Origin of the sequence: Zavarzinia aquatilis (genome assembly GCF_003173035.1) — a bacterium.
GTDB lineage: Bacteria > Pseudomonadota > Alphaproteobacteria > Zavarziniales > Zavarziniaceae > Zavarzinia > Zavarzinia aquatilis.
In genome coordinates, this window is sequence record NZ_QGLE01000009.1 from 38,750 (window position 1) to 63,219 (window position 24,470).

The following is a 24,470-nucleotide window of genomic DNA, read 5'->3' on the forward strand; positions in this document are numbered from 1 at the left end:
ACGCCATGGATGCCGTCGCCACCTTCCTCGCCATGGGCGGCTATGCCGGTTTCGTCTGGCCGTCCTTCGCCCTGACCTTCGCCGTGATGATCGGCCTCGCCGTCGCCAGCCGCCGCGCCTTGCGCAAGGCGCAGCGCCAGCTGGAGCTGCTCGAACAATCGAGGCCGGCGCGTCGCGCCCGGCCGGGAAAAGCCGCATGACCCCGCGCAAACGCCGCCGCCTGACCATCGCCATCGCCGGTCTCGCCTGCCTTGGCGCCGCCGCCGGCCTCATTCTCTATTCCCTGGGCGACCAGCTGGTGTTCTTTCTGTCGCCGACCGAGGTCGTCGCCAAGGCACCGCCGCCCAGCCAGCGCATCCGCATCGGCGGCCTCGTCGAGCAGGGCACGGTCAAGCGCAGCGAAGACGGCAAGACCGTCGAATTCCGCGTTACCGATCTGACGACCAGCGTGCCCGTCACCTATCACGGCATCCTGCCCGCGCTGTTCCGCGAGGGGCAGGGTGTGGTCGCCGAAGGCAACCGCCAGCAGGACGGCAGCGTGCTCGCCGCCGAAGTCCTCGCCAAGCACGACGAGACCTATATGCCGAAGGAAGTGGTCGAGGCGCTGAAGGCGTCCGGCCGCTGGAAGGAAGGCGACCCGTTGCCCGCCGGGCCCCATCCCGGCACCGAAGGGGGGAAGACGCCATGATCGCCGAACTCGGGCATTTCGCCCTGATCCTCGCCTTCGTCGTCGCGCTCGCGCAGGGCATCGTGCCGATGGTGGGCGCCGCGCGCGGTCACGGGCCGTCGATGAAGCTGGCCGATACCGCCGCCGTCCTGCAGTTCCTGCTGGTCGCCGGGGCCTTCGCCGCCCTCGTTCATGCCTATGTAACGTCCGACTTCTCGCTGGTGAATGTCGCCACCAACAGCCATTCGCAGAAGCCGATGCTCTACAAGGTGACCGGCGTCTGGGGCAATCACGAGGGCTCGCTGCTGCTCTGGGCGCTGATGCTCACGCTGTTCGGGGCGATGGTCGCCTTGTTCGGGCGCAACCTGCCCGATGGCTTCCGGGCGCGGGCGCTGGCGGTCCAGGGGCTGGTCGGCGTCGGCTTCCTCGCCTTCATGATCTTCACCTCCAATCCCTTCGCCCGGCTCGATCCCGCGCCGCTCGAGGGCAACGGCCTCAACCCGATCCTGCAGGACCCGGGCCTCGCCTTCCATCCGCCCTTCCTTTACGCGGGCTATGTCGGCATCTCGATCGCCTTCTCTTTCGCGGTCGCCGCCCTGATCGAAGGGCGGGTGCCGCCGTCCTGGGCGCGCTGGGTGCGGCCCTGGACGCTGGCGGCCTGGTCGATGCTGACCATCGGCATCAGCGGCGGTTCCTACTGGGCCTATTACGAATTGGGCTGGGGCGGCTTCTGGTTCTGGGATCCGGTCGAGAATGCCTCGCTCATGCCCTGGCTGGCGGCGACCGCGCTGCTGCATTCGGCGATCGTGGTCGAGAAGCGCGACACGCTGAAGAGCTGGACCATCCTCCTCGCCATTCTCGCCTTCTCGCTCTCGCTGCTCGGCACGTTCCTCGTCCGCTCGGGCGTGCTGACCTCGGTCCATGCCTTCGCCTCCGACCCGACGCGGGGCTTCTTCATCCTCGTCTTCCTGCTGGCGGTGACCGGCGGCGCGCTGACGCTCTATGCCATCCGCGCGCCGGCGCTGAAGCCGGGCGGGTTGTTCCAGACCGTCTCGCGCGAAGGCTCGCTGGTCCTCAACAATCTTCTCCTCGCGGTGGCGACGGCGACCGTGCTCTGCGGCACGCTCTATCCGCTGATCCTCGATGAGCTGACCGGGGCCAAGGTCACGGTCGGGCCGCCCTATTACAACCTGACCTTCATGCCGATCATGGTGCCGCTGATCCTCGCGCTCGGCATCGGGCCGCTGCTGCCGTGGAAGCGCGGCAGCCTGACGAGCACCCTCGCCAAGGTGAAGCTGGCCGCGGCGCTGGCCGTGCTCGGCGGTATCGCCATCGTGCTGGCGACGACCGATGCGCCGGTGCTTGCCGTGGTCGGCTTCGTGCTCGCCTTCTACCTCGGCGGCGCGGTGCTCATCGAATTCGCCCAGCGGGTGCAGTTGATGAAGCTCGGCCCGATGGGGGCGCTGCGCCGCCTGTTCGGGCTGCCGCGCGGCGCCATCGGCATGACGCTGGCTCATTTCGGCATGGCGGTTTCCGTGATCGGCATCGCCGCCGCGACCGGCTTCGCCCAGGATCACCTCGGCGTCATGAAGGTCGACGACACGGTCGAGATCGCCGGCTACCGCCTGACCTTCCGCGGGGTCGAGGATGTGCCGGGCCCGAACTACACCGCGACCCGCGGCCGCTTCGAGGTCGAAGGCGTGGGCACCATGCTGCCCGAGACGCGGAAGTTCCGCGCTCCGCCCATGGAAACCACCGAGGCGGCGATCCATTCGACGATTGTCGGCGATCTCTATGTCGTCGTCGGCGAGAAGACCGGGGCGGGTTACGCCACCCGCATCTACTGGAAGCCCTTCGTCATGTGGATCTGGGCCGGCGGCATCATGATGGCCTTCGGCGGCTTCGTCTCGCTCAGCGACCGGCGCCTGCGGGTCGGTGCTCCGGTGCGGCGCGCCGTGGCGCAGGCCCAGCCGGCGGAATAGGACAGGGCCATGAACGGAAAATATCGCTTCCTGCTGGCGGCCCTGCCGCTCGCCGTGGTCATCGGCCTCTCCGGCTTTTTCTACGACCGGCTGGGCAAGGATCCGGGCGAATTGCCCTCGGTCCTGATCGGCAAGCCGGTGCCCGAATTTACCCTGCCCGGTCTCGAGGACGGCGCGCCGGGCCTCGCCAGCGCGGATCTGCGCAGCGGCACGGTGACCATCGTCAATGTCTTCGCCTCCTGGTGCGCGCCCTGCCGGATCGAGCATCCGATGCTCACCGCCCTCGCCAAGGTGCCGAAGATCCGCCTCGTCGGCATCGCCTACAAGGACAAGATCGAGGCGACCCGCGCCTTCCTCGGCGAACTCGGCAATCCTTACGCGCTGATCGGCGCCGATGTGACCGGCCGGGTTGCCATCGACTGGGGCGTCTACGGTGTGCCCGAGACCTATCTGGTTTCGCCCGGGGGCGAGATCGTGTGGAAGCACGTCGGTCCCCTCGACGAGACGGTGATCCGCGGCGAATTGCTGCCCCGGGCCGAGAAGCTGCTGAAATGAAGTTCCTTCTTCGTCTCTCGTCGCCCCGGCGCAGGCCGGGGCCTTTCGCCGGCAGGGTGCCCCTGTCGGCCCGAGATCCCGGCCTTCGCCGGGATGACGCGCGGGGGTGGCGCGCGCTGGCGCTGGCGACCGTGCTGTTCTTGTCGGCGGTGCCCGCCCTCGCCATTGGGGTGGACGAGCCCATGGCCGACCCGGCGATGGAGGCGAAGGCGCGCGACATCGCGCGGGGTCTGCGCTGCCTCGTCTGCCAGAACCAGTCGATCGAGGATTCCAACGCGCCGCTCGCCGCGGACCTGCGCCACATCGTGCGCGAGCGCCTCGCGGCCGGCGAAGACGAGGCGGCGATCCAGAAATATCTGGTCGACCGCTATGGCGAATGGGTGCTGATGCGCCCGCCCTTCGAGCCGGCGACCTATGCCCTGTGGTTCGGGCCTGCCGCGCTGCTGCTGACCGGGGTCGGCGTCATCCTGTGGCGCCGCCGGCATCCTGCGACCGTGCCGGAAGCTGAGGCCCTGACGGCGGAGGAGCGCGCGCGGCTCGACAGACTGCTGAAGGACGAGGACCCGGCATGATGTTCGTCGCCTTCGGGCTGCTGGCGGCCGCGGTCGCCATCCTTCTGCTGCGCCCGCTGATGCGCACCGGCGCCGGCCCCGATACCGCCGCGGCGGAACGCGCCGTGTACCGCGCCCAGCTGGCCGAACTGGCGGCGGAGGCCGGCGCCGGCCAGATGTCCGCCGCCGATGCCGAAACCGCCAAGCTGGAGATCGAGCGCCGCCTGCTGCGCGTCGGCGAGGCGCGCAAACTGTCCGGCCGGCCGTCGCTGGTGCTCGCCCTCGCGGTCGCGCTCGGCGTGCCGGCGGCGGCGGCGCTGCTTTACGAAAGGCTTGGCGTGCCCGGCCTCGTCGACCGGCCGCTGGCCGAGCGGGTGACCGCGCAGGGCCAGGAGGACGAGACGCGCCGCCTGATCGACGCCCTCGAAGCCCGCATGAAGGCGGTGCCGGACGATCCGCGCGGCTGGGTGCTGCTGGCCCGGGCCCGGGCGGCGGAAGGCAAGCTGGTCGAGGCGGCCGAGGCTTACGAGAAGGTGATCGGTCTGATCCCCGATTCCGTCGACGCCCGTCTCGGCGCGGCCGAACTGCGCATCGCCGCCGCGAATGGCGCGGTCGGACCGGAGGCGAAGGCCCTGATCGACCAGGCGCTGACCCTCCAGCCCGGCAATACCGCCGCCCGCCATTTTGGCGCCTATGCCAAATTCGCCGGGGGCGACACGGCAGGGGCGGTCGCGGACTGGCAGGCGATCCTGAAGGATGCCGCGCCCGACGATCCCATTCGCGATGCCGTGACGGCGGGCCTGCGCGCCGCCGGGGCGCCGGTGCCGGATGCGGCGCCCGCGGCCCCCGGCCCGACGGCCGCGGATGCCGCCGCCGCGCAGGCCATGAGCCCCGAAGAGCGTCAGTCGATGATCGAGGGCATGGTGACACGCCTCGCCGAGCGCCTGAAGGAACAGCCGGACGATCTCGATGGCTGGTTGCGGCTGGCGCGGGCTTATGATGTCCTTGGCAAGGCACCGGAAGCGGTCGCCGCCTGGGAGAAAGCCGCCGCCCTGAAGCCGGACGATCCGGCGATCGGCGAGGGGCTGGCCGCTGCGCGGGCGAAACTTCCCGTTAAGTGAGCGTTAAGACCCACCGGGGTAAACCAAGACCATGGATATCAAGCCGAGTCCCGCCATTCTGACCGCCCTTGCTTCCCTCTCGCAGGGCGGCTCGGGTGTGCGCGCGCCGGCCACCAGGGCCGAAGGTGTGCCGACCCAGACGGCGGAAGCGGCGACGCGCCTGTCCACCGGCGTCGATATCCGCGTCGGCGGCGAGACGCAGGGCGGCACCAGCCCGCGGCGCGAGGCACCGGGCACCAATCCCCGGCCGCTGCAACCCGGCCTTGGCCGTCTGATCGACCTGACCGTCTGACGGGGCTTGCCCCGCTGCGGCCCGGCCGCGACAATCCCGGCATGACAGCCGGCCCCGATTTCCATGCGACGATTCCCGAAGGCGACGACCGCGAACGCGACGTCTGCCGGACCTGCGGTTTCGTCAATTACGTGAACCCCAAGATCGTCGTCGGCGCCGTCGTCACCCACGACGGCCGTTTCCTGCTGGCCCGCCGCGCGATCGAGCCGAGGCGCGGCTTCTGGACCATTCCGGCGGGCTTCATGGAGGAAGGCGAGTCGGTCGCCGAAGGTGCCGCGCGCGAGGCGCGGGAAGAGGCCTGCGCCGATATCGCCATCGACGCCCTGCTGGCGGTCTATTCCATCCCGCGCATCTCGCAGGTCCAGATGATCCACCGCGCGGCGCTGGCGCGGCCCGAATTCGCGGCGGGGCCGGAAAGCCTCGAGGTCCGGCTCTTTGCCTGGGACGAGATTCCGTGGGACGAGATCGCCTTTCCCTCGGTCCATTGGGCGCTGCACCACTGGCGCGCGGTCGAGGGGCAGGCGGCTTTTCCGCCCTTCGTCAATCCGCCCGGGCAGGACGGACGGGCACCGCTGCCCTATTGACGGGCGATATCGTCGAAGATGCGGTTGAAGGCGGCGACGGCGGCGGCCGGGCCTTCGGCGTGCTGCCAGACACCGGCTGAAACGGCGAGGAAGTCGGCCCCCGCGCTGACCAGCGGCGTGCAGTTCGCGGTCGTGATGCCGCCGATGGCGACCTGCGGCACGGTCATCATTTCGGACCACCAGCTGACCAGTTCGAGCGGGGCGCGGCTCTTCGCGTCCTTGGTCGCGGTCGGGAAGAAGGCGCCGAAGGCGACATAGTCGGCCCCGGCCTCGCCCGCTTCCATGGCGAGGTGGCGGCTGTCATGGCAGGTGACGCCGACGATGGCATCGGGCCCGACGAGGCGGCGCGCCTCGGCATAAGGCATGTCGTCCTGGCCGACATGGACGCCGTCGGCGCCCAGCGCCTGGGCGAGGTCCGGCCGGTCGTTCAGGATGAAGGCGGCACCCGCCCGCTGCGCGAGGGGCATCAGCGCATCGGCGGTGCGCATGATGTGATCGTCGGTCACATCCTTCAGCCGCAGCTGGACGCAGGCGACGTCGCCCGCGCCGAGGGCGGCCTTCAGCACCTCGCTGAAGGCCTTGGTCTCGAAGACGGGCGGCGTGATCAGATAGAGGCGGCAGGGAGCCTTGGGATCGTCCTGCACCGGCTTTCCTGCCGCCGCCATGTTATTCCTGGCCCTTGTAGATGCGGACCAGCTTGTCCAGCATGGCGAGCGCATCTTCGCGCGAGCGCTGGAAGGTGTTGCGGCCGATGATCGAGCCGTTGCCGCCGCCGTCGCGGATCGCGCGGGCGTCGTCATAGACCGAATCTTCCGACTTCGCCGCGCCGCCCGAGAAGACGACGATGCGCTTGCCGTTGAAGCAGGCCTGGGTGACGTGACGGACGCGGTCGGCGAGGGTCGCCGTCGGCACCGGATGCTTGTCGTAGACCTTCTTGGCCTCGCCCTGCTCGATGAAATCGGAGGGGAGCTTCACCTTGATGATATGGGCGCCGGTCAGGGCGGCCATGTGGGCGGCATAGGCGCCGACGTCGAGCGCCAGTTCACCTTCCTTCGACAGGTTGCCACCGCGCGGATAGGACCACACGACGACGGCGAGGCCGCAGGCCTTGGCTTCGGCGGTCAGCTCGCGCAGCTCTTCCATCTGGTCGAACATCTGGTCCGAGCCGGGATACATGGTGAAGCCGATGGCCGAGCAGCCGAGCCGGATCGCGTCCTGCACGGTCGCGGTCACCGCCTGGTCCGGGGCTTCCTTGGCGCGCGACAGCGAGTTGGACGAATTGACCTTCAGGATGGTCGGGATCTGGCCGGCGAAGGTATCGGCGCCGGCTTCCAGCATCCCGAGCACCGAGGCATAGGCCGACAGGCCGGCGTCGATGGCGATCTGGAAATGGTAATGCGGGTCATAGGCCGCGGGGTTCGGCGCGAAGCTGCGCGCGGGGCCATGCTCGAAGCCCTGGTCGACCGGCAGGATGATCAGCTTGCCGGTGCCACCGAGGCGGCCGGCGCCAAGAATGCGGGCGAGATTGGTCTTGGTGCCCGGGTTGTCGCTTTCGTAGTGCGAAAGGATATCCTTCACCTTCTTGGTGATCTTCGACATTTGGTCCCCCAATGATGGACGGCTCGAGTTGAATGGGCGCGCTTGTAGCAAGGTGCGGAAGAGTCGTCCATGCTGCAGCGCATCGGAAAAGGAAGCGGCCGGCGGAAGTTTCGTTCCCGCCGGCCGCCGTTTTTCTTGCTACTTCGCGAGGGCCTTCACGCCCGGCAGGTCCTTGCCCTCGAGCCATTCGAGGAAGGCACCGCCCGCCGTCGAGACGAAGGAGAAGCCTTCGGCCGCGCCCGCGTGGTTCAGCGCGGCGACCGTGTCGCCGCCACCGGCGACCGACAGCAGCTGGCCGGCCCGGGTCAGGCGCGAGACCTTGCGCGCCGTCGCCGTCGTCGCGATGTCGAAGGGCTCCAGCTCGAAGGCGCCGAAGGGGCCGTTCCAGACCACGGTCTTCGCCTTCTCGAAGATTTCCGAGACGAGGGCGACCGACTGGGTGCCGACATCGAGGATCATGGCATCGTCCGGCACCGCGTCGACCGAGACGGTCTCGCAGGGGGCATAGGCCTTGAACTCGCGGGCGACGACGCCGTCGACCGGCAGCACGACTTCGGTGCCGGCGGCCTTGGCCTTGGCGATGATGGCGCGGGCGGTATCGGCCATGTCGCGTTCGGCGAGGCTCTTGCCGATCGCCTTGCCTTCCGCGAACAGGAAGGTGTTGGCCATGCCGCCACCGATCACCAGATAGTCGACCTTGCCGACCAGATTGCCGATCACGTCGAGCTTGGACGAGACCTTGGCGCCGCCAACGACGGCGACCACCGGATGGGCCGGATTGCCGAGGGCGGCCTCGAGCGCGTCGAGTTCCTTCTTCATCCAGATGCCGGCGGCATGGGGCAGCAGGTCGGCGAGGCCGGCGGTCGAGGCATGGGCGCGGTGGGCGCAGGAGAAGGCGTCGTTCACATAGAATTCGCCGAGCGCGGCGAGCTGCTTCGTGAACTCGGGATCGTTCTTTTCCTCGCCCGCGTGGAAGCGGGTGTTCTCGAGGACGAGCACGGCGCCCGGCGCCATGGCGTCGACCGCGGCCTTGGCCACGGGGCCGACGCAGTCGGCGGCGAAGGCGACCGGCATTCCGATGATCACCGGCAGGGCGTCGGCGACGGGGCGCAGGCTCTGCGAGGCGTCCCAGCCCTTGGGCCGGCCGAAGTGCGAGAGCACGATGACCTTGGCGCCCTTGGCCGCCAGCGCCTTGATGGTGACCGCATTGGCCTGCAGGCGGGTCAGATCGGTGACCACGCCGTCCTTCATCGGGGCGTTGAGGTCGACCCGCAGCAGAACCCGGCGACCGTGAAGGTCGCCGAGATCGTCGATGCCGAGGAAGCGGCTCCCCGCCGAGACGGCAGGCACGTCGGCTTTGGCGGTTTGCGCGCTCATCGGCCAGCTCCTCAGATCAGCTTCGCCATGGCGACGGCGGTGTCGCTCATGCGGTTCGAGAAGCCCCATTCGTTGTCGTACCAGGTCAGGATGCGGACGAGGGTGCCGTCCATGACCTTGGTCTGGTCGAGCGCGAAGGTCGAGGACGCCGGATCGTGGTTGAAGTCGATCGAGACGTTCGGGGCGGCGGTATAGGCGAGCACGCCCTTCAGCGGGCCGTCGGCGGCCGCGATGATGGCATTGTTCACTTCCTCGACCGTGGTCGCGCGCTTGGCGACGAACTTCAGGTCGACGACCGAGACGTTCGGGGTCGGCACGCGGACCGAGACGCCGTCCAGCTTGCCCTTCAGCTCCGGCAGCACGAGGCCGACGGCCTTGGCGGCGCCGGTCGAGGTCGGGATCATGGACAGGGCGGCGGCGCGGGCGCGATACAGATCCTTGTGCATCTGGTCGAGCGACGGCTGGTCGTTGGTGTAGCTGTGGATCGTGGTCATGAAGCCCTTGTCGATGCCGATGGCGTCGTTCAGGACCTTGGCCACGGGGGCGAGGCAGTTGGTGGTGCAGGAGGCGTTGGAGACCACGAGGTGGTCGGCCTTCAGGGCACCGTGGTTGACGCCGTAGACGACGGTCAGGTCGGCGTTGTCGGCCGGGGCCGAGACGAGGACGCGCTTGGCGCCCGCGGTCAGATGGGCCGAGGCCTTGTCCTTCGAGGTGAAGATGCCGGTGCATTCCATGGCGATGTCGACGCCGAGTTCGGCGTGCGGCAGCTCGGCCGGATTGCGGACGGCCGTCACCTTGATCTTCTTGCCGTCGACGACGATGAACTCACCCTCGACCGCGACCTGGCCCGGGAAGCGGCCGTGCACCGAGTCGAAGCGCAGCAGATGCGCATTGGTCTCGACCGGGCCGAGGTCGTTGATGGCGACGACTTCGACGTCTTTGCGGCCGGACTCGGCGATGGCGCGCAGAACATTGCGGCCGATACGCCCGAACCCGTTGATCGCTACCCGAACCGTCATTCAATCCTCCTGTCAGCAGATCAATTGCCGATGGCGGCCTTGGCCGCTTCGACGACCGCTTCCGCGGTAATGCCAAAATGCTTGTAAAGGTCAGTCGCGGGCGCAGAGGCCCCAAACCCGTCCATGCCGACGAAGTAAGTCGGTACCCCCAGGATCGGTTCCCAACCCATCGCGATGCCTGCCTCGACGCCGACGCAGGGCGCGTTGCCCACCACGGTTTCCTGATAGGCCTGATCCTGTGCGGCGAACAGCTCCATGCAGGGCACGGAAACCACCCGGGCGCGGATCCCCTCCTGCGCCAGAATGTCGCGCGCCTTGACCGCGATTTCGACCTCGGAGCCCGAGGAGAACAGGCTGACCTGGGCAACGCCGCCGGTCGCCGGCAGCAGTTCGTAGGCGCCCTTCGCGGTCAGGTTCACGTCGGTGTGAGCGGTGCGCAGGGTCGGCAGGTTCTGGCGCGACAGGGCGAGCAGCGACGGCGTCTCCTGCGAGCCGACCGCGATCATCCAGGCTTCCGCCGTCTCGACCGTGTCGCAGGGGCGGAACACGTTGACGCCGGGGATGGCACGCAGCGAGGCGATCTGTTCGACCGGCTGGTGGGTCGGGCCGTCCTCGCCGAGGCCGATCGAGTCATGGGTCATGACGAAGATCGAACGGATGCCCATCAGGGCGGCGAGGCGGATCGAGGGCCGGCAATAGTCGGCGAAGGCGAGGAAGGTGCCGCCATAGGGGATGACGCCGCCATGCAGCGCCATGCCGTTCATGGCCGCCGCCATGCCGTGCTCGCGCACGCCCCAATAGACATAGCGCCCTTCGTAGGACGTCGGCGAGAAGGTGCCGAGGCCCTTGGTCAGCGTGTTGTTGGAGCCGGTCAGATCGGCCGAGCCGCCGATGGTGGTCGTCACCACCGTGTTCACGACCTCGAGCGCCATTTCCGACGACTTGCGGGTGGCGACCGACGGCTTGCCCTCGGAAATCTTGGCCTTGAAGGCATTGATCTCGCCGATCAGGGCGCCGGGCACGAAGCCGGAGAAGGCATTCTCGAACTCTTCCTGCACATCCTTGGGCGCGGCCAGGAAACGGTCGCCCCAGGCCTTGCCTTCGGCGGCGCGGGCGGTGGCGGCGTCCCGCCAGGCGGACAGGATCGCGTCCGGAATTTCGAACGGGCCATAGGGCCAGCCCAGCGCCTTGCGCGCGCCCTCGATCTCGGCGGCGCCGAGCGGGCTGCCATGGGCCGAGGACTTGCCGGCCTTGGTCGGCGCGCCGAAGCCGATGGTGGTCCGGCAGGCGATCATGGTCGGCTTGTCCGCCGACAGCTTGGCCCTGGCGATGGCGGCGGAGACCGCGGCGGCATCATGGCCGTCGACCGCGTCGACCGCCCAGCCCGCCGCCTGGAAACGCAGCGGGATATTCTCGGAGGTCGAGATGTCGGTCGAGCCGTCGATGGTGATCTTGTTGTCGTCCCACAGCACGATCAGCTTGTTCAGCTTCAGGTGCCCGGCGAGGGAGATCGCCTCCTGCGAGATGCCTTCCATCAGGCAGCCGTCGCCGGCGATGACATAGGTGAAATGGTTCATCAGCGCGTCGCCATAGCGGGCGCGCAGGTGGGCCTCCGCCATCGCCATGCCGACCGCATTGGCGATGCCCTGGCCGAGCGGGCCGGTCGTCGTCTCGATGCCGTCGGCGTGGCCGTATTCCGGATGGCCGGCGGTGCGCGCGCCGAGCTGGCGGAACTTCTTGATCTCGTCGAGGTCGATGTCCGGATAGCCGGTCAGATAGAGCAGGGCATAGAGCAGCATCGAGCCGTGGCCGGCGGACAGCACGAAACGGTCGCGGTCGGGCCAGCCGGGGGTCTTGGGGTCGTAGCGCAGATGATCGGTGAAGAGCGCCGTCGCCGCGTCGGCCATGCCCATCGGCATACCCGGATGGCCCGACTTCGCCGCCTCGACCGCATCCATCGCCAGGGCGCGGATGGCGTTGGCCATGTCCCTCTTGGTCGGCGCCGACGTCTGAAGGGTGCTGCTGGTCTCTTTCATGGGGAAATCGCCCGATTACTTGCGAAATTCGCGAAATTCCGTGCCCCGCGCGCGCGATGACGGATCGCGGCGTTGCATTACAGACGGGCGCGCGACTGTCAACCGTCATGGGGGCCGACGGGCCATGACATGGCGCCAAATCAAGCGTTTTCGCCCCTGCGGCAATTGACCGGGATTCGAAGCCGGCACATTCTATGGGATGATTCGTGCGTAGCCCTTCGCACATATTGATTTGAGGTCGCCCATGGACCGTCTGGCCGCCGCCGAAGCAAGACTTGCCGTCGCCCTCGATCGCCTGGAGGCGGCAACCGGCACCCTGCCGTCGGCGGTCGATCCGACGGTTCACGCCACCTTGGTCGACGAATACGATCGGCTGAACCGCGATGTCGACGAACTGGCCCAGGCCCTCGAGGACGCGCGGTCGGACAATCGTCAGCTCGAGGCGCGCATCGCCGAACTCGCGGTCGAGAATTCGGCGCTGAAGGACAGGGAGCCGGCCCCCGCCGTCGCCCCGACCCTCGACGCCGATCTGGAACGCCGCCTGCGCGATGCCGAAGCCTTCGCCGAAGAGGCCCTGAACGAGCTGGACGACGTGCGCAAGGAAATGGCCGAACTGAAGGCCGCCCTCGCCCAGGCCGAGAAGCTGGGGGCGCAGCGTCAGGCCGATCTGTTCCGTCTCGAGTCCGCCAATGAAGCCGCCGCCAAGCGGATCGACCAGACCATCGGGCGGCTCGACCGCGCCATTGCCGAGTGAGGATGCCCATGCGGCAGATGAAGGTGCGGGTGAACGGCCGCGACTATCGCGTGTCCTGTGCCCCGGGCGACGAAGCCAAGATCAGCGACCTCGCCGAATATCTGCAGGCCAAGGTCGAATCCCTTGGCATTCCCGCCAATACCCAGGTCGCGGAGGCGCAGGTCCTGCTGCTCGCCGGCCTGCTCGCCGCCGACGACCTGTCGGACCGCCTGAACGAGATCGAGGCCCTGCAGGCCGAGGTCGAGCAGCTGCGGAACGAAATCTCCCGCCTGCACCACGAACACAGCAGCCGCGTCTCCTCCTACGAGACCCGCGCGGCCCAGGGGCTGGAAAAAGCCGCGGCCCGGGTGGAACAGCTGGTCGCCCGCTTCGAGCCGGTCTGAGGGCGAGGCCGGCGCCGTTTCCGGCCCAAGAATCCCGTGCGCCAACGGTGTGAGCGGCGGTGTCACGGGCGGCAGATCGGGGGCTTCCCGGTCCACGGGTCGCCCGAAGGCCGGACCGATCAGCACCTGCGGGTGTTCCCCCCTTTGAGCTATTGATCGTGGCCATTTCCCGCTGACCTCGCGGCACGGGGAGCGGGCGCCATGATCATGCCCTGACGTCGTCGGAAACGACGTCTCCCGGCATGATCTCGACACCCGCGATGCAGGCCTCCGCCGAAATCACGACAAGTGAGGAGCGGACAGCAAAACGCCCTCCCGCCGGGGCGGGAGGGCGCTGGAACCCGAAGAGGCCTCGATCAGAAGTCGAGGGCCTGGGCCTGCTTGACCTGCGGGATGGCGCGGACCTTGTCGACCACCGACTGCGGGATCGCTTCGTCGACGGCGACGAGGCAGATCGCCTCCTCGCCCGCGGTGCGGCGGCCGAGGTTGAAGGTGGCGATGTTGAGGCCGGCCTCGCCGAGGATCGAGCCGAGGGCGCCGATGAAGCCCGGCTTGTCCTCGTTGGTGACATAGAGCATGTGCGGCGTCACTTCCGCCTCGACCGTGATGCCCTTGATCGAGACGATGCGCGGATGGGCGTCGGCGAACAGGGTGCCGGCGACCGAACGGGTCTTGCCGTCCATCTCGACCGTGATGCGCATCAGGGTCTGGTAGTTGCTCGGCGCTTCCAGCTTGGTGTCGGCGACGGCGATGTTGCGTTCCTTGGCCACCACGGGCGCGTTCACCATGTTGACCGACGGCATCAGGGGCCCGAGCAGGCCCTGCAGCGCGATCGCGGTCAGCGGACGGGTGTTCAGCTTGGTGGCGGCGCCCTCGTATTCGATCGTCACCTTGCGGATGCCGACCTCGGCCGACAGCTTGCCGGCGAAGGAGCCGAGCTGGGCCGCCAGCTTCATGTAGGGGCGCAGGCGCGGCGCTTCCTCGGCGGTGACCGAGGGCATGTTCAGGGCGTTGGAGACGGCGCCGTCGATCAGATAGGCCGACATCTGTTCGGCGACCTGCAGGGCGACATTCTCCTGCGCTTCCGTGGTCGAGGCGCCGAGATGCGGGGTGCAAACCACTTTCTCGTGGCCGAACAGGATGTTTTCCTTGGCCGGCTCGACCGCGAAGACGTCGAGGGCGGCCCCGGCGACCTTGCCGGCATTCAGCGCCGCCAGCAGGTCTTCCTCGACGATCAGGCCGCCGCGGGCGCAATTGATGATGCGCACGCCGTCCTTCATCTTGGCGATGGAGGCCGCGTTGATGATGTTGCGGGTGCCGTCGGTCAGCGGGGTGTGCAGGGTGATGAAGTCGGCGCGGGCGAACAGCTCGTCCAGCTCGACCTTGGTCACGCCCATCTCGAGCGCGCGTTCCGGCGTCAGATACGGGTCATAGGCGACGACCTGCATCTTCAACCCTTGCGCGCGATCCGCGACGATCGAGCCGATGTTGCCGGCACCGATCAGGCCGAGGGTCTTGGCGTAGAGCTCGACGCCCATGAAGCGGTTCTTTTCCCACTTGCCGGCGTGGGTCGAGGCGCTGGCGGCCGGAATGTCGCGGGCGACCGCGAACATCATGGCGATGGCGTGTTCCGCCGTGGTGATCGAATTGCCGAAGGGCGTGTTCATGACGACGACGCCGCGCGCGGTCGCCGCCGGAATATCGACATTGTCGACGCCGATACCGGCGCGGCCGACCACTTTCAGGTTGGTCGCGGCCGCCAGAACGTCCGCCGTCACCTTGGTGGCGGAGCGGATGGCGAGGCCGTCGTACTGGCCGATGATGGCGATCAGCTCGTCCTTCTTGAGGCCGGTCTTGATGTCCACTTCGACGCCGCGATCGCGGAAGATCTGGGCGGCGGCGGGGCTGAGTTCGTCGGAAATGAGGACCTTGGGCATGGGGGCACCTTAAGGTTTGACCGCGAGCGTCATCCCGGCGAAGGCCGGGATCTCGTGGGGAGTCGGGAAAGAAACGCGGGGGTGACGCACCCCGGCTTTCGCCGGGGCGCCGGTTCACGTTCAGGCGGCCGAGAGCTGGGCCTTCACTTCGGCATAGGCCCAGTCGAGCCAAGGCAGCAGGGCTTCGAGGTCGGAGGCCTCGACCGTGGCGCCGGCCCAGATGCGCAGGCCCGAGGGGGCGTCGCGATAGGCGCCGATGTCATAGGCGACGCCTTCCTTGTCGAGAAGGTCGGCGAGCTTCTTGGCGAGGGCGGCCTGACCGTCGGCGTCGAGGGCGAGCGCCCAGGGATCGACGACCTTGAAGCAGACCGAGGTGCAGGACCGGATCGTCTTGTCCTCGGCGAGGAAGCCGGCCCAGGCCGACGTGGCGACCCAGGCTTCCAGCACGCCGAGGTTCTTCTCGGAGCGGGCGATCAAGCCGTCCAGCCCGCCGACCGAATCGGCCCAGGCCAGGGCATCGAGGTAATCCTCGACGCAGAGCATCGACGGGGTGTTGATCGTCTCGCCCTTGAAGATGCCGTCCGACAGCTTGCCGCCGGAGGTCATGCGGAAAATCTTCGGCATCGGCCAGGGCGGGGAATAGGTGGTCAGCCGCTCGACCGCGCGGGGCGAGAGGATGATCATGCCGTGCGCCGCTTCGCCGCCCAGCACCTTCTGCCAGGAGAAGGTGGTGACGTCGAGCTTCGACCAGGGCAGGTCCATGGCGAAGGCGGCCGAGGTCGCGTCGCAGATGGTGACGCCTTCGCGGTCGTCGGCGATCCAGTCGCCGTTCGGCACGCGCACGCCCGAGGTGGTGCCGTTCCAGGTGAAGACCACGTCGTGGGTCTTGTCGACCTGGGACAGATCGGGAAGCTCGCCGTAGCCGGATTCGATCTTGCGCACGTCCTTCAGCTTCAACTGCTTGACGACGTCGTTGATCCAGCCGGAGCCGAAGCTTTCCCAGGCCAGCATGTCGATGGGCTTCGGGCCGAGCATCGACCACAGCGCCATTTCGACCGCACCGGTATCCGAGGCGGGCACGATGCCGATCTTGTAATCGGCCGGCACCTTCAGGATGCGGCGGGTGTCCTCGATCGCCTTCAGCAGCTTGGCCTTGCCGGGCTTGGAGCGGTGCGAACGGCCGACGAGGGCGTCATCGAGGGCGGCGGTGGTCCAGCCGGGGCGCTTGGCGCAGGGGCCCGAGGAGAACAGGGGCGAGGCGGGACGAGTAGCAGGCTTTGTCATCTTTGACTTATCCTTCCAGATAAGCAGCGTCCCGGTGGGGGGACGTGACCCGTCGGCGAAAATATCCGCGAGGCGCGCCAAGTCAATCGGCGTTTTTCGCGCGGCTGCCTTTTTCCTTGTAGCCCCCATGTGCTGCGCTCAAGATGACGAAAGCGTTACGAGAGGGAGACGGCGGCGCATGGATCAGGGCGTGATCGTGCTCGCGCCCGGCGCGTCCGGCAAGGCCGGCGCGGCGGATGCCGCAAGCCATTCCCCCCCTAAAAGGGTGTTCTTTTCCAGGCGCGAACTCGACATGATCCTGGGGCTCTACGGCCGGATGGTCGCGGCCGGTGAATGGCGCGACTATGCCATGGCCGATGGGGTCGAGGTCGCGGTTTTCGCCGTGCACAGGCGCACGTCGGAACAGCCGCTCTACCGGATCGAGAAGAGGCCCGCGCTGGCGCGGAAACAAGGGGCCTATTCGGTGATCGCGGCGGGCGGACGGGTCATGAAGCGGGGCGCAGACCTCGCGAATGTCCTGGCGGTCCTCGAGAGGAAACTGCTCAAGATCGTCGAAGGGGAGTAAGTCGTCCATGAGCCTTTACGAACGGCACGTCGTGCCGCGGCTGATCAATTTCGCCTGCGGCCTTGGCCCCTTTACCCATCAGCGCCGCAAGGTCGTGCCCCAGGCGAAGGGCGTCGTGCTCGAAATCGGCATCGGTACAGGGCACAACCTGCCGCACTACGACGCCGCCAAGGTCGAGCGGCTGATCGGTCTCGACCCGTCGGAAGAATCCTGGAAGATCGCCGGCCGCAAGGCGAGCAAGCTTGGCTTTCCGGTCGAATTCATCGGCCTGCCGGGCGAGCGCATCCCGCTGCCCGACGCGTCGGTCGACACGGTCGTCGTCACCTACAGCCTGTGCACCATTCCCGACCCGGTGGCCGCGCTACAGGGGATGCGCCGCGTGCTGAAGCCCGAAGGGGAGCTGCTGTTCTGCGAGCATGGCGAGGCGCCGGATGTCCGCGTCCTGCGCTGGCAGGACCGGGTGAACCCGGTGTGGAAGCGCTGCTTCGGCGGCTGCAACCTGCACCGGCCGATCCCCGACTTGCTGAAGGCCGGCGGCTTCGCCGTCCGCCGGCTGGAAAGCATGTATCTGCCGGGCACGCCGAAGATCGCCGCCTTCAATTACTGGGGCTCGGCGATCCCGGCCTGACCGGGTTCAGATGCCGGTTTCGACCTGCAGCTTGGCGCCCGCGACCCAGGCCTGATAGGCCGGGTGGTGCGAGGCGGCGGCGACATAATCCGCCGACTCGGGCAGCAGGTGCACGCCATAGGTGATGAAGCGGCTGACCACCGGCGCGAACATCGCGTCGGCGATGGTGAAATGGCCGAACAGATAGGGGCCGCCGGCGCCGAAATGGTGCCGGCAATTCTCCCACAGGGCTTCGATGCGGGCGATGTCGCTGCGGCAGGCGTCGGAAATCGGGTGGCAGGTCTCGCGCGCCAGAATATCCATCGGGCATTCCTTGCGTAAAGTCGCGAAGCCCGAGTGCATTTCGGCCGAAGCCGCCCGACATGCCGCCCGCGCCACGGAATCGACCGGCAGCAGCGGCCCGGTCTTCGAGTTCTCCGCCGCCCATTCGCAGATCGCCAGCGACTCGGGCACGACCACGTCGCCGAGTTTCAGCGCCGGCACCGTGCCGCTGGGCGAATGGCGCAGGATGGTCGCCTTGGTTTCCTCGGTGCGCAGCTTGACGTGGGTTTCCTCGAAGTCGATGCCGCCCGCAGTCATGGCGATCCACGGCCGCATGGACCACGACGAATAATTCTTGTCGCCGATGACGAGGACAGGCTTTTGGTGCTGGGCCATGGGCAAGGCTCCGAAGGCTGGGTTAAGCTCGCGCAAGGCAACCCGACCCCGAGTCGTTCCGCAAGAGCATCCGTAACGAAGCTGCCATGTCCGAAATCATTCCCGCAACGCTCGCCCTGCCGCTGCCCCTGATCGCCAGTCGCGAACAGGCGGTGCCCATTCATTGCATCGTCAAGGGCGGGCTGGACGGCCTCGTCGACAAGGTGCCGCCTGCGGCGCTGCGCTTCGCCCGCGCGACCGGCTTCGACGGCAAGCCGGGCAGTCATCTTCTGGTGCCGGCGGCGGATGGCAGCCTCGGCCTCGTGCTGTTTGGCACCGGCGGCGCCTTCGAGAACGAGCCCTATGGCTTCGGCGCCCTGTCCGCCGCCCTGCCGCCGGGCACTTACGAGATCGCGACACCGCTCGGCCCCATCGAGGCGACGGCGGCGACGCTGGGCTGGGTCATGGGCCGCTACGCCTTCCGCCGCTACAAGGATGACGACGGCAAGCCGGCGCCCCTCCTTGTGCCCCCCGTCGGCGCCGATCTCGACCAGGTGCGGCGCACGGCCGAGGCGGTGTTCCTGATCCGCGATCTGGTCAATACCCCGGCCTCGGACCTCGGCCCGGCCGAACTCGCCGAGGCGGCCGTCCGGGTCGCGACGGCGCATGATGCCCGCGTGAACATCATCGTCGGCGACGATCTGATCGAGGCCGGCTATCCCATGGTCCATGCCGTCGGCCGCGCCTCGGAGCGCAGCCCGCGCCTCATCGACCTGACCTGGGGCGAGGCCGGCCTGCCGCGCGTCACCCTCGTCGGCAAGGGCGTCTGCTTCGACACGGGCGGGCTGAACCTCAAGACCGGCAGCTACATGGCCCTGATGAAGAAGGACATGGGCGGCGCCGCCCATGTCCTCGGCCTTGCCCATATGATCATGGACGCCGGTCTGCCGGTGCGCCTGCGCGTGCTGATCCCCGCCGTGGAAAACTCCGTCTCGGGCAATGCCATGCGCCCGGGCGACGTGCTGAATTCGCGCAAGGGCCTCACCGTCGAGATCGGCGATACCGACGCCGAGGGCCGCCTGATCCTGGCCGATGCCCTGGCCGAGGCGGACGAGGAGCGGCCAGAGCTGCTGATCGACATGGCGACATTGACCGGGGCGGCCCGCGTCGCCCTCGGCCCCGATCTGCCGGCGATGTTCACGCCCGACGACGAACTGGCGGCGGCGATAACCGATGCCGGGCTCGACCAGCGCGATCCCGTCTGGCGCCTGCCGCTGTGGGCGCCCTACGACAAGTGGCTGGATTCGCGGGTCGCTGACCTCAACAACGTCTCGGACGGCGGCATGGCCGGCGCGGTGACCGCGGCCCTGTTCCTCAAGCGTTTCGTGACCGAAACCCCGTCCTGGGTGCATTTCGACGTCTTCGCCTGGGCACCCAAGCCGGGACCGGGCCGGCCCATCGGCGCGGAGGCCTATGCCATCCGCGCCCTTTATGCCCTGATCGCGGATCGTTACGGCGCATGAGCGGCTTCGACCGCCGGCTGACCCCGGCCCGCGACGACCTCGCCGCCGACTTCCTCGAGGGCAAGGTCGCGGCCGCGCGCTTCGTGCCCGGCGAGGCGTTCCATGTGATCGTGCCCCATGCCGCCCTGCGGCCCCGGCCGGAAGCCGCCGCCAGCCTCGACACAGAAGTCCTCTATGGCGAGGATTTCACGGTCTATGAGGACCGCAAGGACGGCTGGCTCTGGGGTCAGCTCGGCACCGACGGTTATGTCGGCTACGTGCCCCGGGCGGCGTTGACGCGGGGGCCGGCGCCGCTTGCCACCCATGTCGTCGCCGTGCCGCGCACCCATCTCTATCCCGCGCCCGACCTGAAACGGCCGGCGGTGATCGCCCTGTCCATGGGCGCCCGTCTCGCGGTCGAAGGGGCGAGCGCGGACGGGCGCTGGCGGCGTCTGTCCTGCGGCCGCTTCGTCTTCGCCGCCCATGCGGCGCCGCTCGTCGCGACGGTTCCCGATATCGTCGCGACGGCGGAAAGTTTCCTCGGCACGCCCTATCTCTGGGGCGGACGGACGGCGGAGGGCATCGACTGTTCCGGCCTGGTCCAGATCGCCTGCGCCCGCGCCGGCATCGCCGCGCCGCGCGACAGCGATCTTCAGGCCGGATTCGGCAGCCCGGTCGCGGAAGGCGACATCCGCCGGGGCGATATCCTGTGTTATCCGGGCCATGTCGCCCTCGCCCGGGGCGACGGCAGCGTGGTTCATGCCACGGCGGCGGTCATGGCCGTCACCGTCGAGCCCCGCGCCGCCCTCGAAGACCGGGTCCGGCAGGAACGAGGCCTTGCGCCGGGCGTGCCCGCCCTGCGCGCAATCCGGCGCCCTGGGAACTGACACGCTGAACTGAACCGGACGAGACCCTGCGCCGTATCTCCCATACGCAATGGGGAGACACGGCGATGGGACTGGGCAGACTGTGCGGCATGGCGCTGGCCTTCGCGCTGGGCGGCTGCGGCGGCATGAATGTCGAGGATTTCGAGGGCAAGACGCCGGAATTGCGCATCGAGCGCTATTTCGCCGGCAAGACCAGCGCCTGGGGCATTTTCGAGGACCGCTTCGGCACCCTGCGGCGCCAGTTCACCGTCGACATCACCGGCACCTTCGACGGGCAGCTGCTGACCCTCGAGGAAAACTTCCTCTACAGCGACGGCGAGACGGAACGGCGGGTCTGGACCATCCGCCCGGGCGACGACGGCCGCTATGAAGGCAAGGCCGACGGCGTTGTCGGCATCGCGCGGGGGCAGGCGGCGGGCAATGCCCTGAACTGGCGCTATGATTTCGACCTGAAGGTCGGCGACGGCACCTGGCGGGTCGCCTTCGACGACTGGCTCTATCTCCAGCCGGGCGACGTCATCGTCAACCGCGCGAAAGTGACGCGCTTTGGCATCGAGATCGGGGAGATCACACTGTTTTTCTCGAAGCCCGCAGGCGTGTAACCTTGAACTCGTCATCCCGGCGAAGGCCGGGATCTTTAACAGGCAAAGGCGCCTTGATCGTTACAAGGTCCCGGCCTTCGCCGGGACGACGAGATGGGACAGGTCTGAGCGCCGTAGCCAGCCGAGGCCGGCCAGCGTGCCCGCGCGCGGGACATATTCGCAGCCGACGAAGCCGGTGTAACCCATGCGATCCAGTTCGTCGAACAGGAAGGGGTGGTTCAACTCCTCCCCGTCCGGCTCGTGGCGGGAGGGGACGCTGGCGACCTGGACATGGCCGATCAGCGGCAGCAGGCGGCGCAGGGCCATGGTCACGTCGCCATGCAGGATCTGGCGGTGATAGATGTCGAACTGCAGCCGCAGGTTCGGCTGGGCGAGGTCGCGGATCAGGTCTTCGGCGAAGGCGAAATCGTCGAGGAAGTAACCCGGCATGGATCGCCGGTTGATCGGCTCGATCAGCAGCTCGATACCCCGGGCGTCCAGCATTTCGGCGGCGTGAAGGACGGCGCGGCGATAGGCGGCCCGGGCCTCCGCCGCGCCCCGGTCGGCGAGGCCGGCCATCAGATGCAGGCGGCGCGCCCCGGTTGCCTCGGCGTAGGGGATCGCCCGCTCGATGCCGGCCTTCAGATCGTCGAACCGATCCGGCAGGGCGGCGAGGCCGCGCTCCCCCGCCGCCCAGTCGCCCGGCGGCAGGTTGAACAGCGCGAGTTCGAGGCCGTTGCGCGCCAGGCGGTCGGCGATCGCCTCCGGCGCATGGTCGTAAGGGAAGAGGAATTCGACCGCCGGGAAGCCGGCATCGGCCGCCGCCGCGAAACGGTCGAGGAAGGACCATTCGCCGAACATCAGGCTGAGGTTGGCGGCGAAGCGCGGCATGGCCGTCAGCGGTTCAGCAGGGCGGCGTCGATCAACGCCTTGGTATAGGCTTCGCGCGGGGCGGCGATCACGTCATCGACCGCGCCGGTCTCGACGATGCGGCCGGCGCGCATCACGATCATGCGATGGCTCATGGCCCGGACCACCTTCAGGTCGTGGGAAATGAACAGATAGGCGAAGCCCCGCTTTTCCTGCAGGCCGCGCAGCAGGTCGACGATCTGGCCCTGAATCGAACGGTCGAGGGCGGAGGTCGGCTCGTCCAGCACGACGAGATCGGGATCGAGCGCGAGGGCCCGGGCGATCGCCACCCGCTGACGCTGCCCGCCCGAGAATTCGTGGGGGAAACGGTCGATCATCTCGGGGTCGAGGCCGACTTCGGCCAGGGCCTCCTGTACCCTCGCGCGTCGCGCCCCGCTATCGTGCGCGAGACCATGGGCGGCGAGGCCTTCGCCCACCACCTCGCCGATGGTCATGCGCGGGCTGAGGCTGCCGTAGGGGTCCTGGAACACGATCTGGAAGCACTTCCGCCGGGCCCGCAGGGCGGCGCCCGAGAGCCGGCGCAAATCCTCGCCGAGGAACACGACTCGTCCCGTGGAGCGGATGAGGCGCAGGAGGGCGAAGCCGAGGGTGGACTTGCCCGAGCCGCTCTCGCCGACGATGGCCAGGGTCTCGCCCCGGCGCACCGACAGGCTGGCGCCGTCGACGGCGACAAGCTCGCTCAAGGTGCCCCCGAACAGCCCGCGCTTCAGGGCGAAGGCGACGCGGATGTCCTGCGCCGACAGCACCTCGGGCGCATCCGCCGGCACCGGCGCCGGGCGGCCCTTCGGCTCCGCCTCGATCAGATGGCGGGTATAGGGATGACGCGGGTGCTCGAAGATCGTCGCGGTCGGCGCTTCCTCGACCAGCAGGCCTTCGTGCATCACCGCGACGCGGCTGGCGTGGCGGCGCACGATGGCGAGATTATGGGTGATCAGCAGAAGGCCGAGACCCCGGCGGCGCACGAGGTCCTGCAACAGGTCGAGGATCTTCGATTCGACCGTGACGTCGAGGGCGGTGGTCGGCTCGTCGGCGATCAGCAGTTTCGGATCGCCGGCCAGCGCCATGGCGATCATCACCCGCTGGCGCTGCCCGCCCGAGAGTTCGTGCGGAAAGGCGTCCAGCCGGTCGGCGAGGGCATCCAATCCCACTTCGCGCAGCAATTCGCCGACCCGGGTACGGCGGCCGGCGGCGTCGAGCGCGGTGTGCAGGCTCAGCACTTCCTCGATCTGGCGGCCGATCCGGTGCAGCGGGTTCAGCGCCGTCATCGGTTCCTGAAAGATCATGGCGGCGACACCGCCGCGCAGGGCGCGCAGGGTCTCGTCGTCGGCCCCGATCATCTCGTGGCCGTCGAGGCGGATGGAGCCCTGCGGATTGCTGCCCTGTCCCTTCGGCAGCAGTTGCAGGACCGACAGCGCGGTGACCGATTTGCCCGAGCCGCTTTCACCGACGAGGGCGACGATCTCGCCGGCATCGACGGTCAGGCTGACACCCCGGACGACGTCGCGCGGGCCGGCCTCGGTCCTGAAGCGGGCGACGAGATCGCGGATCGCGAGCAGGGGCGCGCTCATGGTCCCCGCCTCGGATCGAAGGCGTCGCGCGTCGCCTCGCCGATGAAGACGAGCAGGGAAAGCAGCAGGGCGACGGTGCAGAAGGCCGACAGCGGTATCCACGGCGCCTGCACCGCGAGATCCTTGGCCTGTGACAGCAGCTTGCCGAGGGACGGCGCCGATTGCTGCAGGCCGAAACGCAGGTAATCGAGGGAGGTCAGGGTGGCGATGGAGCCGTTCATGACGAAGGGCAGCATGGTCACGGTCGCGACCAGCGTGTTGGGCAGGACATGGCGGAGCATGATGCGGATATTGGTCAGGCCCAGGGCCCGCGCCGCCCGCACATAATCGAAATTGCGCGCCCGCAGGGCCTCGGCCCGGACGAGACCGACCAGTTCCATCCACGAGAACAGCAGCATGATGCCGAGCAGCCAGAAGAAGCTGGGCTCGATCACCGCCGACAGGATGATGAGGAGGTAAAGGACCGGCATCCCCGACCAGATTTCGATGAAACGCTGCATCAGAAGATCGGTCAGCCCGCCCAGGAAACCCTGCGCGAGGCCGGCGAGCACGCCGACGATGCTGGAGGCGACGGTGAGGGCAAGGCCGAACAGGATCGAGATGCGAAAGCCATAGATCAGCGTCGCCGCGATGTCGTGGCCGTCGTTGTCGGTGCCGAGCCAGTTGAGGGCGGAGGGCGGCGCCGGATAGGGCGCGACCTCGCGCACCACCGTGTCCCACGAGAAGGGGATCAGGGGCCAGATCACCGTGGCGCCCTTCTCGGCGAAAAGCTCGCGCAGGAAGGGCGCGGTGTAATCGGCTGAGGTCTCGAAATCGCCGCCCAGTTCGGTCTCGGTGTAATCGACCAGGGTCGGGAAATAGGATTTCCCTTCCATCTGGATATAGAGCGGCCGGTCGTTGGCGATGAATTCGGCGAACAGGCTGAGGCCGAACAGGCTGAGGAAAATCCACAAGGACCAGAAACCCCGCCGGTTGGCGCGGAACCGCTTCAGCCGGCGGAGGGTGAGGGGGGTGAGGGCGCGGCCGGCCATG

Annotated in this window: 26 protein-coding genes; 15 read left to right on the plus strand and 11 right to left on the minus strand. The window is 68.3% G+C overall.

Going from position 1 to position 24,470, the window contains the following annotated elements; translation table 11 throughout:
• The first annotated feature begins 5 nt into the window (after positions 1 to 5).
• From ccmD to DKG74_RS15025, 8 genes are read left to right on the plus strand one after another with little or no spacing between them, the layout of a single operon-like run.
• Positions 6 to 200 carry a heme exporter protein CcmD gene (ccmD, locus tag DKG74_RS14990; RefSeq protein WP_109906986.1) on the plus strand — a complete coding sequence of 65 codons (195 nt, stop codon included), beginning with the start codon at positions 6 to 8 and terminating at the stop codon, positions 198 to 200.
• Positions 197 to 688 carry a cytochrome c maturation protein CcmE gene (ccmE, locus tag DKG74_RS14995; protein WP_109906987.1) on the plus strand — a complete coding sequence of 164 codons (492 nt, stop codon included), beginning with the start codon at positions 197 to 199 and terminating at the stop codon, positions 686 to 688. The genes ccmD and ccmE overlap by 4 nt, the downstream gene beginning before the upstream one ends.
• Complete coding sequence (locus tag DKG74_RS15000; protein WP_109906988.1) at positions 685 to 2,649, plus strand: heme lyase CcmF/NrfE family subunit; 1,965 nt, start codon at positions 685 to 687, stop codon at positions 2,647 to 2,649. The genes ccmE and DKG74_RS15000 overlap by 4 nt, the downstream gene beginning before the upstream one ends.
• A 9-nt stretch (positions 2,650 to 2,658) precedes the next feature.
• Complete coding sequence (locus tag DKG74_RS15005) at positions 2,659 to 3,204, plus strand: DsbE family thiol:disulfide interchange protein (protein WP_109906989.1); 546 nt, start codon at positions 2,659 to 2,661, stop codon at positions 3,202 to 3,204.
• A complete protein-coding gene (locus tag DKG74_RS15010; protein ID WP_109906990.1) occupies positions 3,201 to 3,776 on the plus strand; it encodes a cytochrome c-type biogenesis protein in 576 nt (191 codons plus the stop codon). The genes DKG74_RS15005 and DKG74_RS15010 overlap by 4 nt, the downstream gene beginning before the upstream one ends.
• Positions 3,773 to 4,876, plus strand: coding sequence for a c-type cytochrome biogenesis protein CcmI (gene ccmI, locus DKG74_RS15015; protein ID WP_109906991.1), 1,104 nt, complete (start codon positions 3,773 to 3,775; stop codon positions 4,874 to 4,876). Before DKG74_RS15010 ends, ccmI begins: the two co-directional genes overlap by 4 nt.
• A 31-nt stretch (positions 4,877 to 4,907) precedes the next feature.
• On the plus strand, positions 4,908 to 5,168 hold the full coding sequence (locus tag DKG74_RS15020; protein ID WP_109906992.1) for a hypothetical protein: 261 nt from the start codon (positions 4,908 to 4,910) through the stop codon (positions 5,166 to 5,168).
• Between the two features lie 41 nt (positions 5,169 to 5,209).
• Positions 5,210 to 5,752: an NUDIX hydrolase gene (locus DKG74_RS15025; protein ID WP_109906993.1), complete on the plus strand. Its 543-nt coding sequence runs from the start codon at positions 5,210 to 5,212 to the stop codon at positions 5,750 to 5,752.
• Here the strand turns inward: DKG74_RS15025 and thiE are convergent.
• From thiE to tkt, 5 genes are all read right to left on the minus strand, one after another.
• Entirely contained in the window at positions 5,746 to 6,417 is a 672-nt protein-coding gene (gene thiE / locus DKG74_RS15030) for a thiamine phosphate synthase (protein WP_109906994.1), read from the minus strand. The two genes, DKG74_RS15025 and thiE, sit on opposite strands and share 7 nt — an antisense overlap.
• A gap of 1 nt (position 6,418) precedes the next feature.
• Entirely contained in the window at positions 6,419 to 7,351 is a 933-nt protein-coding gene (locus tag DKG74_RS15035) for a class I fructose-bisphosphate aldolase (protein WP_109906995.1), read from the minus strand.
• Positions 7,352 to 7,489: 138 nt separating this feature from the next.
• Positions 7,490 to 8,728, minus strand: a complete 1,239-nt coding sequence (locus DKG74_RS15040) for a phosphoglycerate kinase (protein WP_109906996.1) — start codon at positions 8,726 to 8,728, stop codon at positions 7,490 to 7,492.
• An 11-nt stretch (positions 8,729 to 8,739) separates the two neighbouring features.
• Complete coding sequence (gene gap, locus DKG74_RS15045) at positions 8,740 to 9,747, minus strand: type I glyceraldehyde-3-phosphate dehydrogenase (RefSeq protein WP_109906997.1); 1,008 nt, start codon at positions 9,745 to 9,747, stop codon at positions 8,740 to 8,742.
• Positions 9,748 to 9,767: 20 nt separating this feature from the next.
• Positions 9,768 to 11,732, minus strand: coding sequence for a transketolase (tkt, locus tag DKG74_RS15050; protein ID WP_341475862.1), 1,965 nt, complete (start codon positions 11,730 to 11,732; stop codon positions 9,768 to 9,770).
• Positions 11,733 to 12,027: 295 nt separating this feature from the next.
• Between tkt and DKG74_RS15055 the strand changes: the two genes are divergently transcribed.
• Positions 12,028 to 12,537, plus strand: a complete 510-nt coding sequence (locus tag DKG74_RS15055) for a hypothetical protein (protein ID WP_109906999.1) — start codon at positions 12,028 to 12,030, stop codon at positions 12,535 to 12,537.
• An 8-nt stretch (positions 12,538 to 12,545) separates the two neighbouring features.
• On the plus strand, positions 12,546 to 12,920 hold the full coding sequence (zapA, locus tag DKG74_RS15060; protein WP_165837712.1) for a cell division protein ZapA: 375 nt from the start codon (positions 12,546 to 12,548) through the stop codon (positions 12,918 to 12,920).
• Positions 12,921 to 13,276: 356 nt separating this feature from the next.
• On the opposite strand, the gene serA is transcribed toward zapA, so the two are convergent.
• Both serA and DKG74_RS15070 read right to left on the minus strand, forming a co-directional pair.
• Complete coding sequence (serA, locus tag DKG74_RS15065; protein WP_109907001.1) at positions 13,277 to 14,857, minus strand: phosphoglycerate dehydrogenase; 1,581 nt, start codon at positions 14,855 to 14,857, stop codon at positions 13,277 to 13,279.
• 120 nt (positions 14,858 to 14,977) lie between these two features.
• Complete coding sequence (locus tag DKG74_RS15070; protein ID WP_109907002.1) at positions 14,978 to 16,141, minus strand: phosphoserine transaminase; 1,164 nt, start codon at positions 16,139 to 16,141, stop codon at positions 14,978 to 14,980.
• A 178-nt stretch (positions 16,142 to 16,319) separates the two neighbouring features.
• On the opposite strand from DKG74_RS15070, the gene DKG74_RS15075 reads away from it, so the two are divergent.
• Entirely contained in the window at positions 16,320 to 16,706 is a 387-nt protein-coding gene (locus DKG74_RS15075) for a DUF2794 domain-containing protein (RefSeq protein WP_109907003.1), read from the plus strand.
• 7 nt (positions 16,707 to 16,713) lie between these two features.
• Positions 16,714 to 17,334: a class I SAM-dependent methyltransferase gene (locus tag DKG74_RS15080; protein ID WP_109907004.1), complete on the plus strand. Its 621-nt coding sequence runs from the start codon at positions 16,714 to 16,716 to the stop codon at positions 17,332 to 17,334.
• Positions 17,335 to 17,340: 6 nt separating this feature from the next.
• On the opposite strand, the gene DKG74_RS15085 is transcribed toward DKG74_RS15080, so the two are convergent.
• Complete coding sequence (locus DKG74_RS15085) at positions 17,341 to 17,991, minus strand: glutathione S-transferase family protein (protein WP_109907005.1); 651 nt, start codon at positions 17,989 to 17,991, stop codon at positions 17,341 to 17,343.
• A gap of 86 nt (positions 17,992 to 18,077) precedes the next feature.
• Between DKG74_RS15085 and DKG74_RS15090 the strand changes: the two genes are divergently transcribed.
• From DKG74_RS15090 to DKG74_RS15100, 3 genes are all read left to right on the plus strand, one after another.
• On the plus strand, positions 18,078 to 19,493 hold the full coding sequence (locus DKG74_RS15090) for a leucyl aminopeptidase family protein (RefSeq protein WP_109907006.1): 1,416 nt from the start codon (positions 18,078 to 18,080) through the stop codon (positions 19,491 to 19,493).
• Positions 19,490 to 20,359 (plus strand): C40 family peptidase, encoded by an 870-nt coding sequence (locus DKG74_RS15095; RefSeq protein ID WP_109907007.1) that lies wholly within the window; start codon positions 19,490 to 19,492, stop codon positions 20,357 to 20,359. The genes DKG74_RS15090 and DKG74_RS15095 overlap by 4 nt, the downstream gene beginning before the upstream one ends.
• Before the next feature lie 65 nt (positions 20,360 to 20,424).
• Positions 20,425 to 20,961, plus strand: coding sequence for a DUF3833 domain-containing protein (locus tag DKG74_RS15100; RefSeq protein ID WP_279340884.1), 537 nt, complete (start codon positions 20,425 to 20,427; stop codon positions 20,959 to 20,961).
• A 60-nt stretch (positions 20,962 to 21,021) separates the two neighbouring features.
• Here DKG74_RS15100 and otnI read toward each other — a convergent pair whose 3' ends face one another.
• Genes otnI through DKG74_RS15115 form a run of 3 tightly spaced genes read right to left on the minus strand, consistent with a single transcriptional unit; the run spans position 21,022 to position 24,469 of the window.
• Positions 21,022 to 21,831 carry a 2-oxo-tetronate isomerase gene (otnI, locus tag DKG74_RS15105; protein ID WP_109907009.1) on the minus strand — a complete coding sequence of 270 codons (810 nt, stop codon included), beginning with the start codon at positions 21,829 to 21,831 and terminating at the stop codon, positions 21,022 to 21,024.
• A 5-nt stretch (positions 21,832 to 21,836) separates the two neighbouring features.
• Entirely contained in the window at positions 21,837 to 23,438 is a 1,602-nt protein-coding gene (locus DKG74_RS15110; RefSeq protein ID WP_109907010.1) for an ABC transporter ATP-binding protein, read from the minus strand.
• Positions 23,435 to 24,469 (minus strand): ABC transporter permease, encoded by a 1,035-nt coding sequence (locus tag DKG74_RS15115; protein ID WP_109907011.1) that lies wholly within the window; start codon positions 24,467 to 24,469, stop codon positions 23,435 to 23,437. Before DKG74_RS15115 ends, DKG74_RS15110 begins: the two co-directional genes overlap by 4 nt.
• Between the last annotated feature and the right edge of the window lies 1 nt (position 24,470).

Bases quoted from the DNA above. Each gene is read 5' to 3' on its own strand.
- ccmD (WP_109906986.1), top strand. From the start codon at position 6: ATGGATGCCGTCGCCACCTTCCTCGCCATGGGCGGCTATGCCGGTTTC.
- ccmE (WP_109906987.1), top strand. From the start codon at position 197: ATGACCCCGCGCAAACGCCGCCGCCTGACCATCGCCATCGCCGGTCTC.
- DKG74_RS15000 (WP_109906988.1), top strand. From the start codon at position 685: ATGATCGCCGAACTCGGGCATTTCGCCCTGATCCTCGCCTTCGTCGTC.
- DKG74_RS15005 (WP_109906989.1), top strand. From the start codon at position 2,659: ATGAACGGAAAATATCGCTTCCTGCTGGCGGCCCTGCCGCTCGCCGTG.
- DKG74_RS15010 (WP_109906990.1), top strand. From the start codon at position 3,201: ATGAAGTTCCTTCTTCGTCTCTCGTCGCCCCGGCGCAGGCCGGGGCCT.
- ccmI (WP_109906991.1), top strand. From the start codon at position 3,773: ATGATGTTCGTCGCCTTCGGGCTGCTGGCGGCCGCGGTCGCCATCCTT.
- DKG74_RS15020 (WP_109906992.1), top strand. From the start codon at position 4,908: ATGGATATCAAGCCGAGTCCCGCCATTCTGACCGCCCTTGCTTCCCTC.
- DKG74_RS15025 (WP_109906993.1), top strand. From the start codon at position 5,210: ATGACAGCCGGCCCCGATTTCCATGCGACGATTCCCGAAGGCGACGAC.
- thiE (WP_109906994.1), bottom strand. From the start codon at position 6,417: ATGGCGGCGGCAGGAAAGCCGGTGCAGGACGATCCCAAGGCTCCCTGC.
- DKG74_RS15035 (WP_109906995.1), bottom strand. From the start codon at position 7,351: ATGTCGAAGATCACCAAGAAGGTGAAGGATATCCTTTCGCACTACGAA.
- DKG74_RS15040 (WP_109906996.1), bottom strand. From the start codon at position 8,728: ATGAGCGCGCAAACCGCCAAAGCCGACGTGCCTGCCGTCTCGGCGGGG.
- gap (WP_109906997.1), bottom strand. From the start codon at position 9,747: ATGACGGTTCGGGTAGCGATCAACGGGTTCGGGCGTATCGGCCGCAAT.
- tkt (WP_341475862.1), bottom strand. From the start codon at position 11,732: ATGGCCAACGCCATCCGCGCCCTGGCGATGGATGCGGTCGAGGCGGCG.
- DKG74_RS15055 (WP_109906999.1), top strand. From the start codon at position 12,028: ATGGACCGTCTGGCCGCCGCCGAAGCAAGACTTGCCGTCGCCCTCGAT.
- zapA (WP_165837712.1), top strand. From the start codon at position 12,546: ATGCGGCAGATGAAGGTGCGGGTGAACGGCCGCGACTATCGCGTGTCC.
- serA (WP_109907001.1), bottom strand. From the start codon at position 14,857: ATGCCCAAGGTCCTCATTTCCGACGAACTCAGCCCCGCCGCCGCCCAG.
- DKG74_RS15070 (WP_109907002.1), bottom strand. From the start codon at position 16,141: ATGACAAAGCCTGCTACTCGTCCCGCCTCGCCCCTGTTCTCCTCGGGC.
- DKG74_RS15075 (WP_109907003.1), top strand. From the start codon at position 16,320: ATGGATCAGGGCGTGATCGTGCTCGCGCCCGGCGCGTCCGGCAAGGCC.
- DKG74_RS15080 (WP_109907004.1), top strand. From the start codon at position 16,714: ATGAGCCTTTACGAACGGCACGTCGTGCCGCGGCTGATCAATTTCGCC.
- DKG74_RS15085 (WP_109907005.1), bottom strand. From the start codon at position 17,991: ATGGCCCAGCACCAAAAGCCTGTCCTCGTCATCGGCGACAAGAATTAT.
- DKG74_RS15090 (WP_109907006.1), top strand. From the start codon at position 18,078: ATGTCCGAAATCATTCCCGCAACGCTCGCCCTGCCGCTGCCCCTGATC.
- DKG74_RS15095 (WP_109907007.1), top strand. From the start codon at position 19,490: ATGAGCGGCTTCGACCGCCGGCTGACCCCGGCCCGCGACGACCTCGCC.
- DKG74_RS15100 (WP_279340884.1), top strand. From the start codon at position 20,425: ATGGGACTGGGCAGACTGTGCGGCATGGCGCTGGCCTTCGCGCTGGGC.
- otnI (WP_109907009.1), bottom strand. From the start codon at position 21,831: ATGCCGCGCTTCGCCGCCAACCTCAGCCTGATGTTCGGCGAATGGTCC.
- DKG74_RS15110 (WP_109907010.1), bottom strand. From the start codon at position 23,438: ATGAGCGCGCCCCTGCTCGCGATCCGCGATCTCGTCGCCCGCTTCAGG.
- DKG74_RS15115 (WP_109907011.1), bottom strand. From the start codon at position 24,469: ATGGCCGGCCGCGCCCTCACCCCCCTCACCCTCCGCCGGCTGAAGCGG.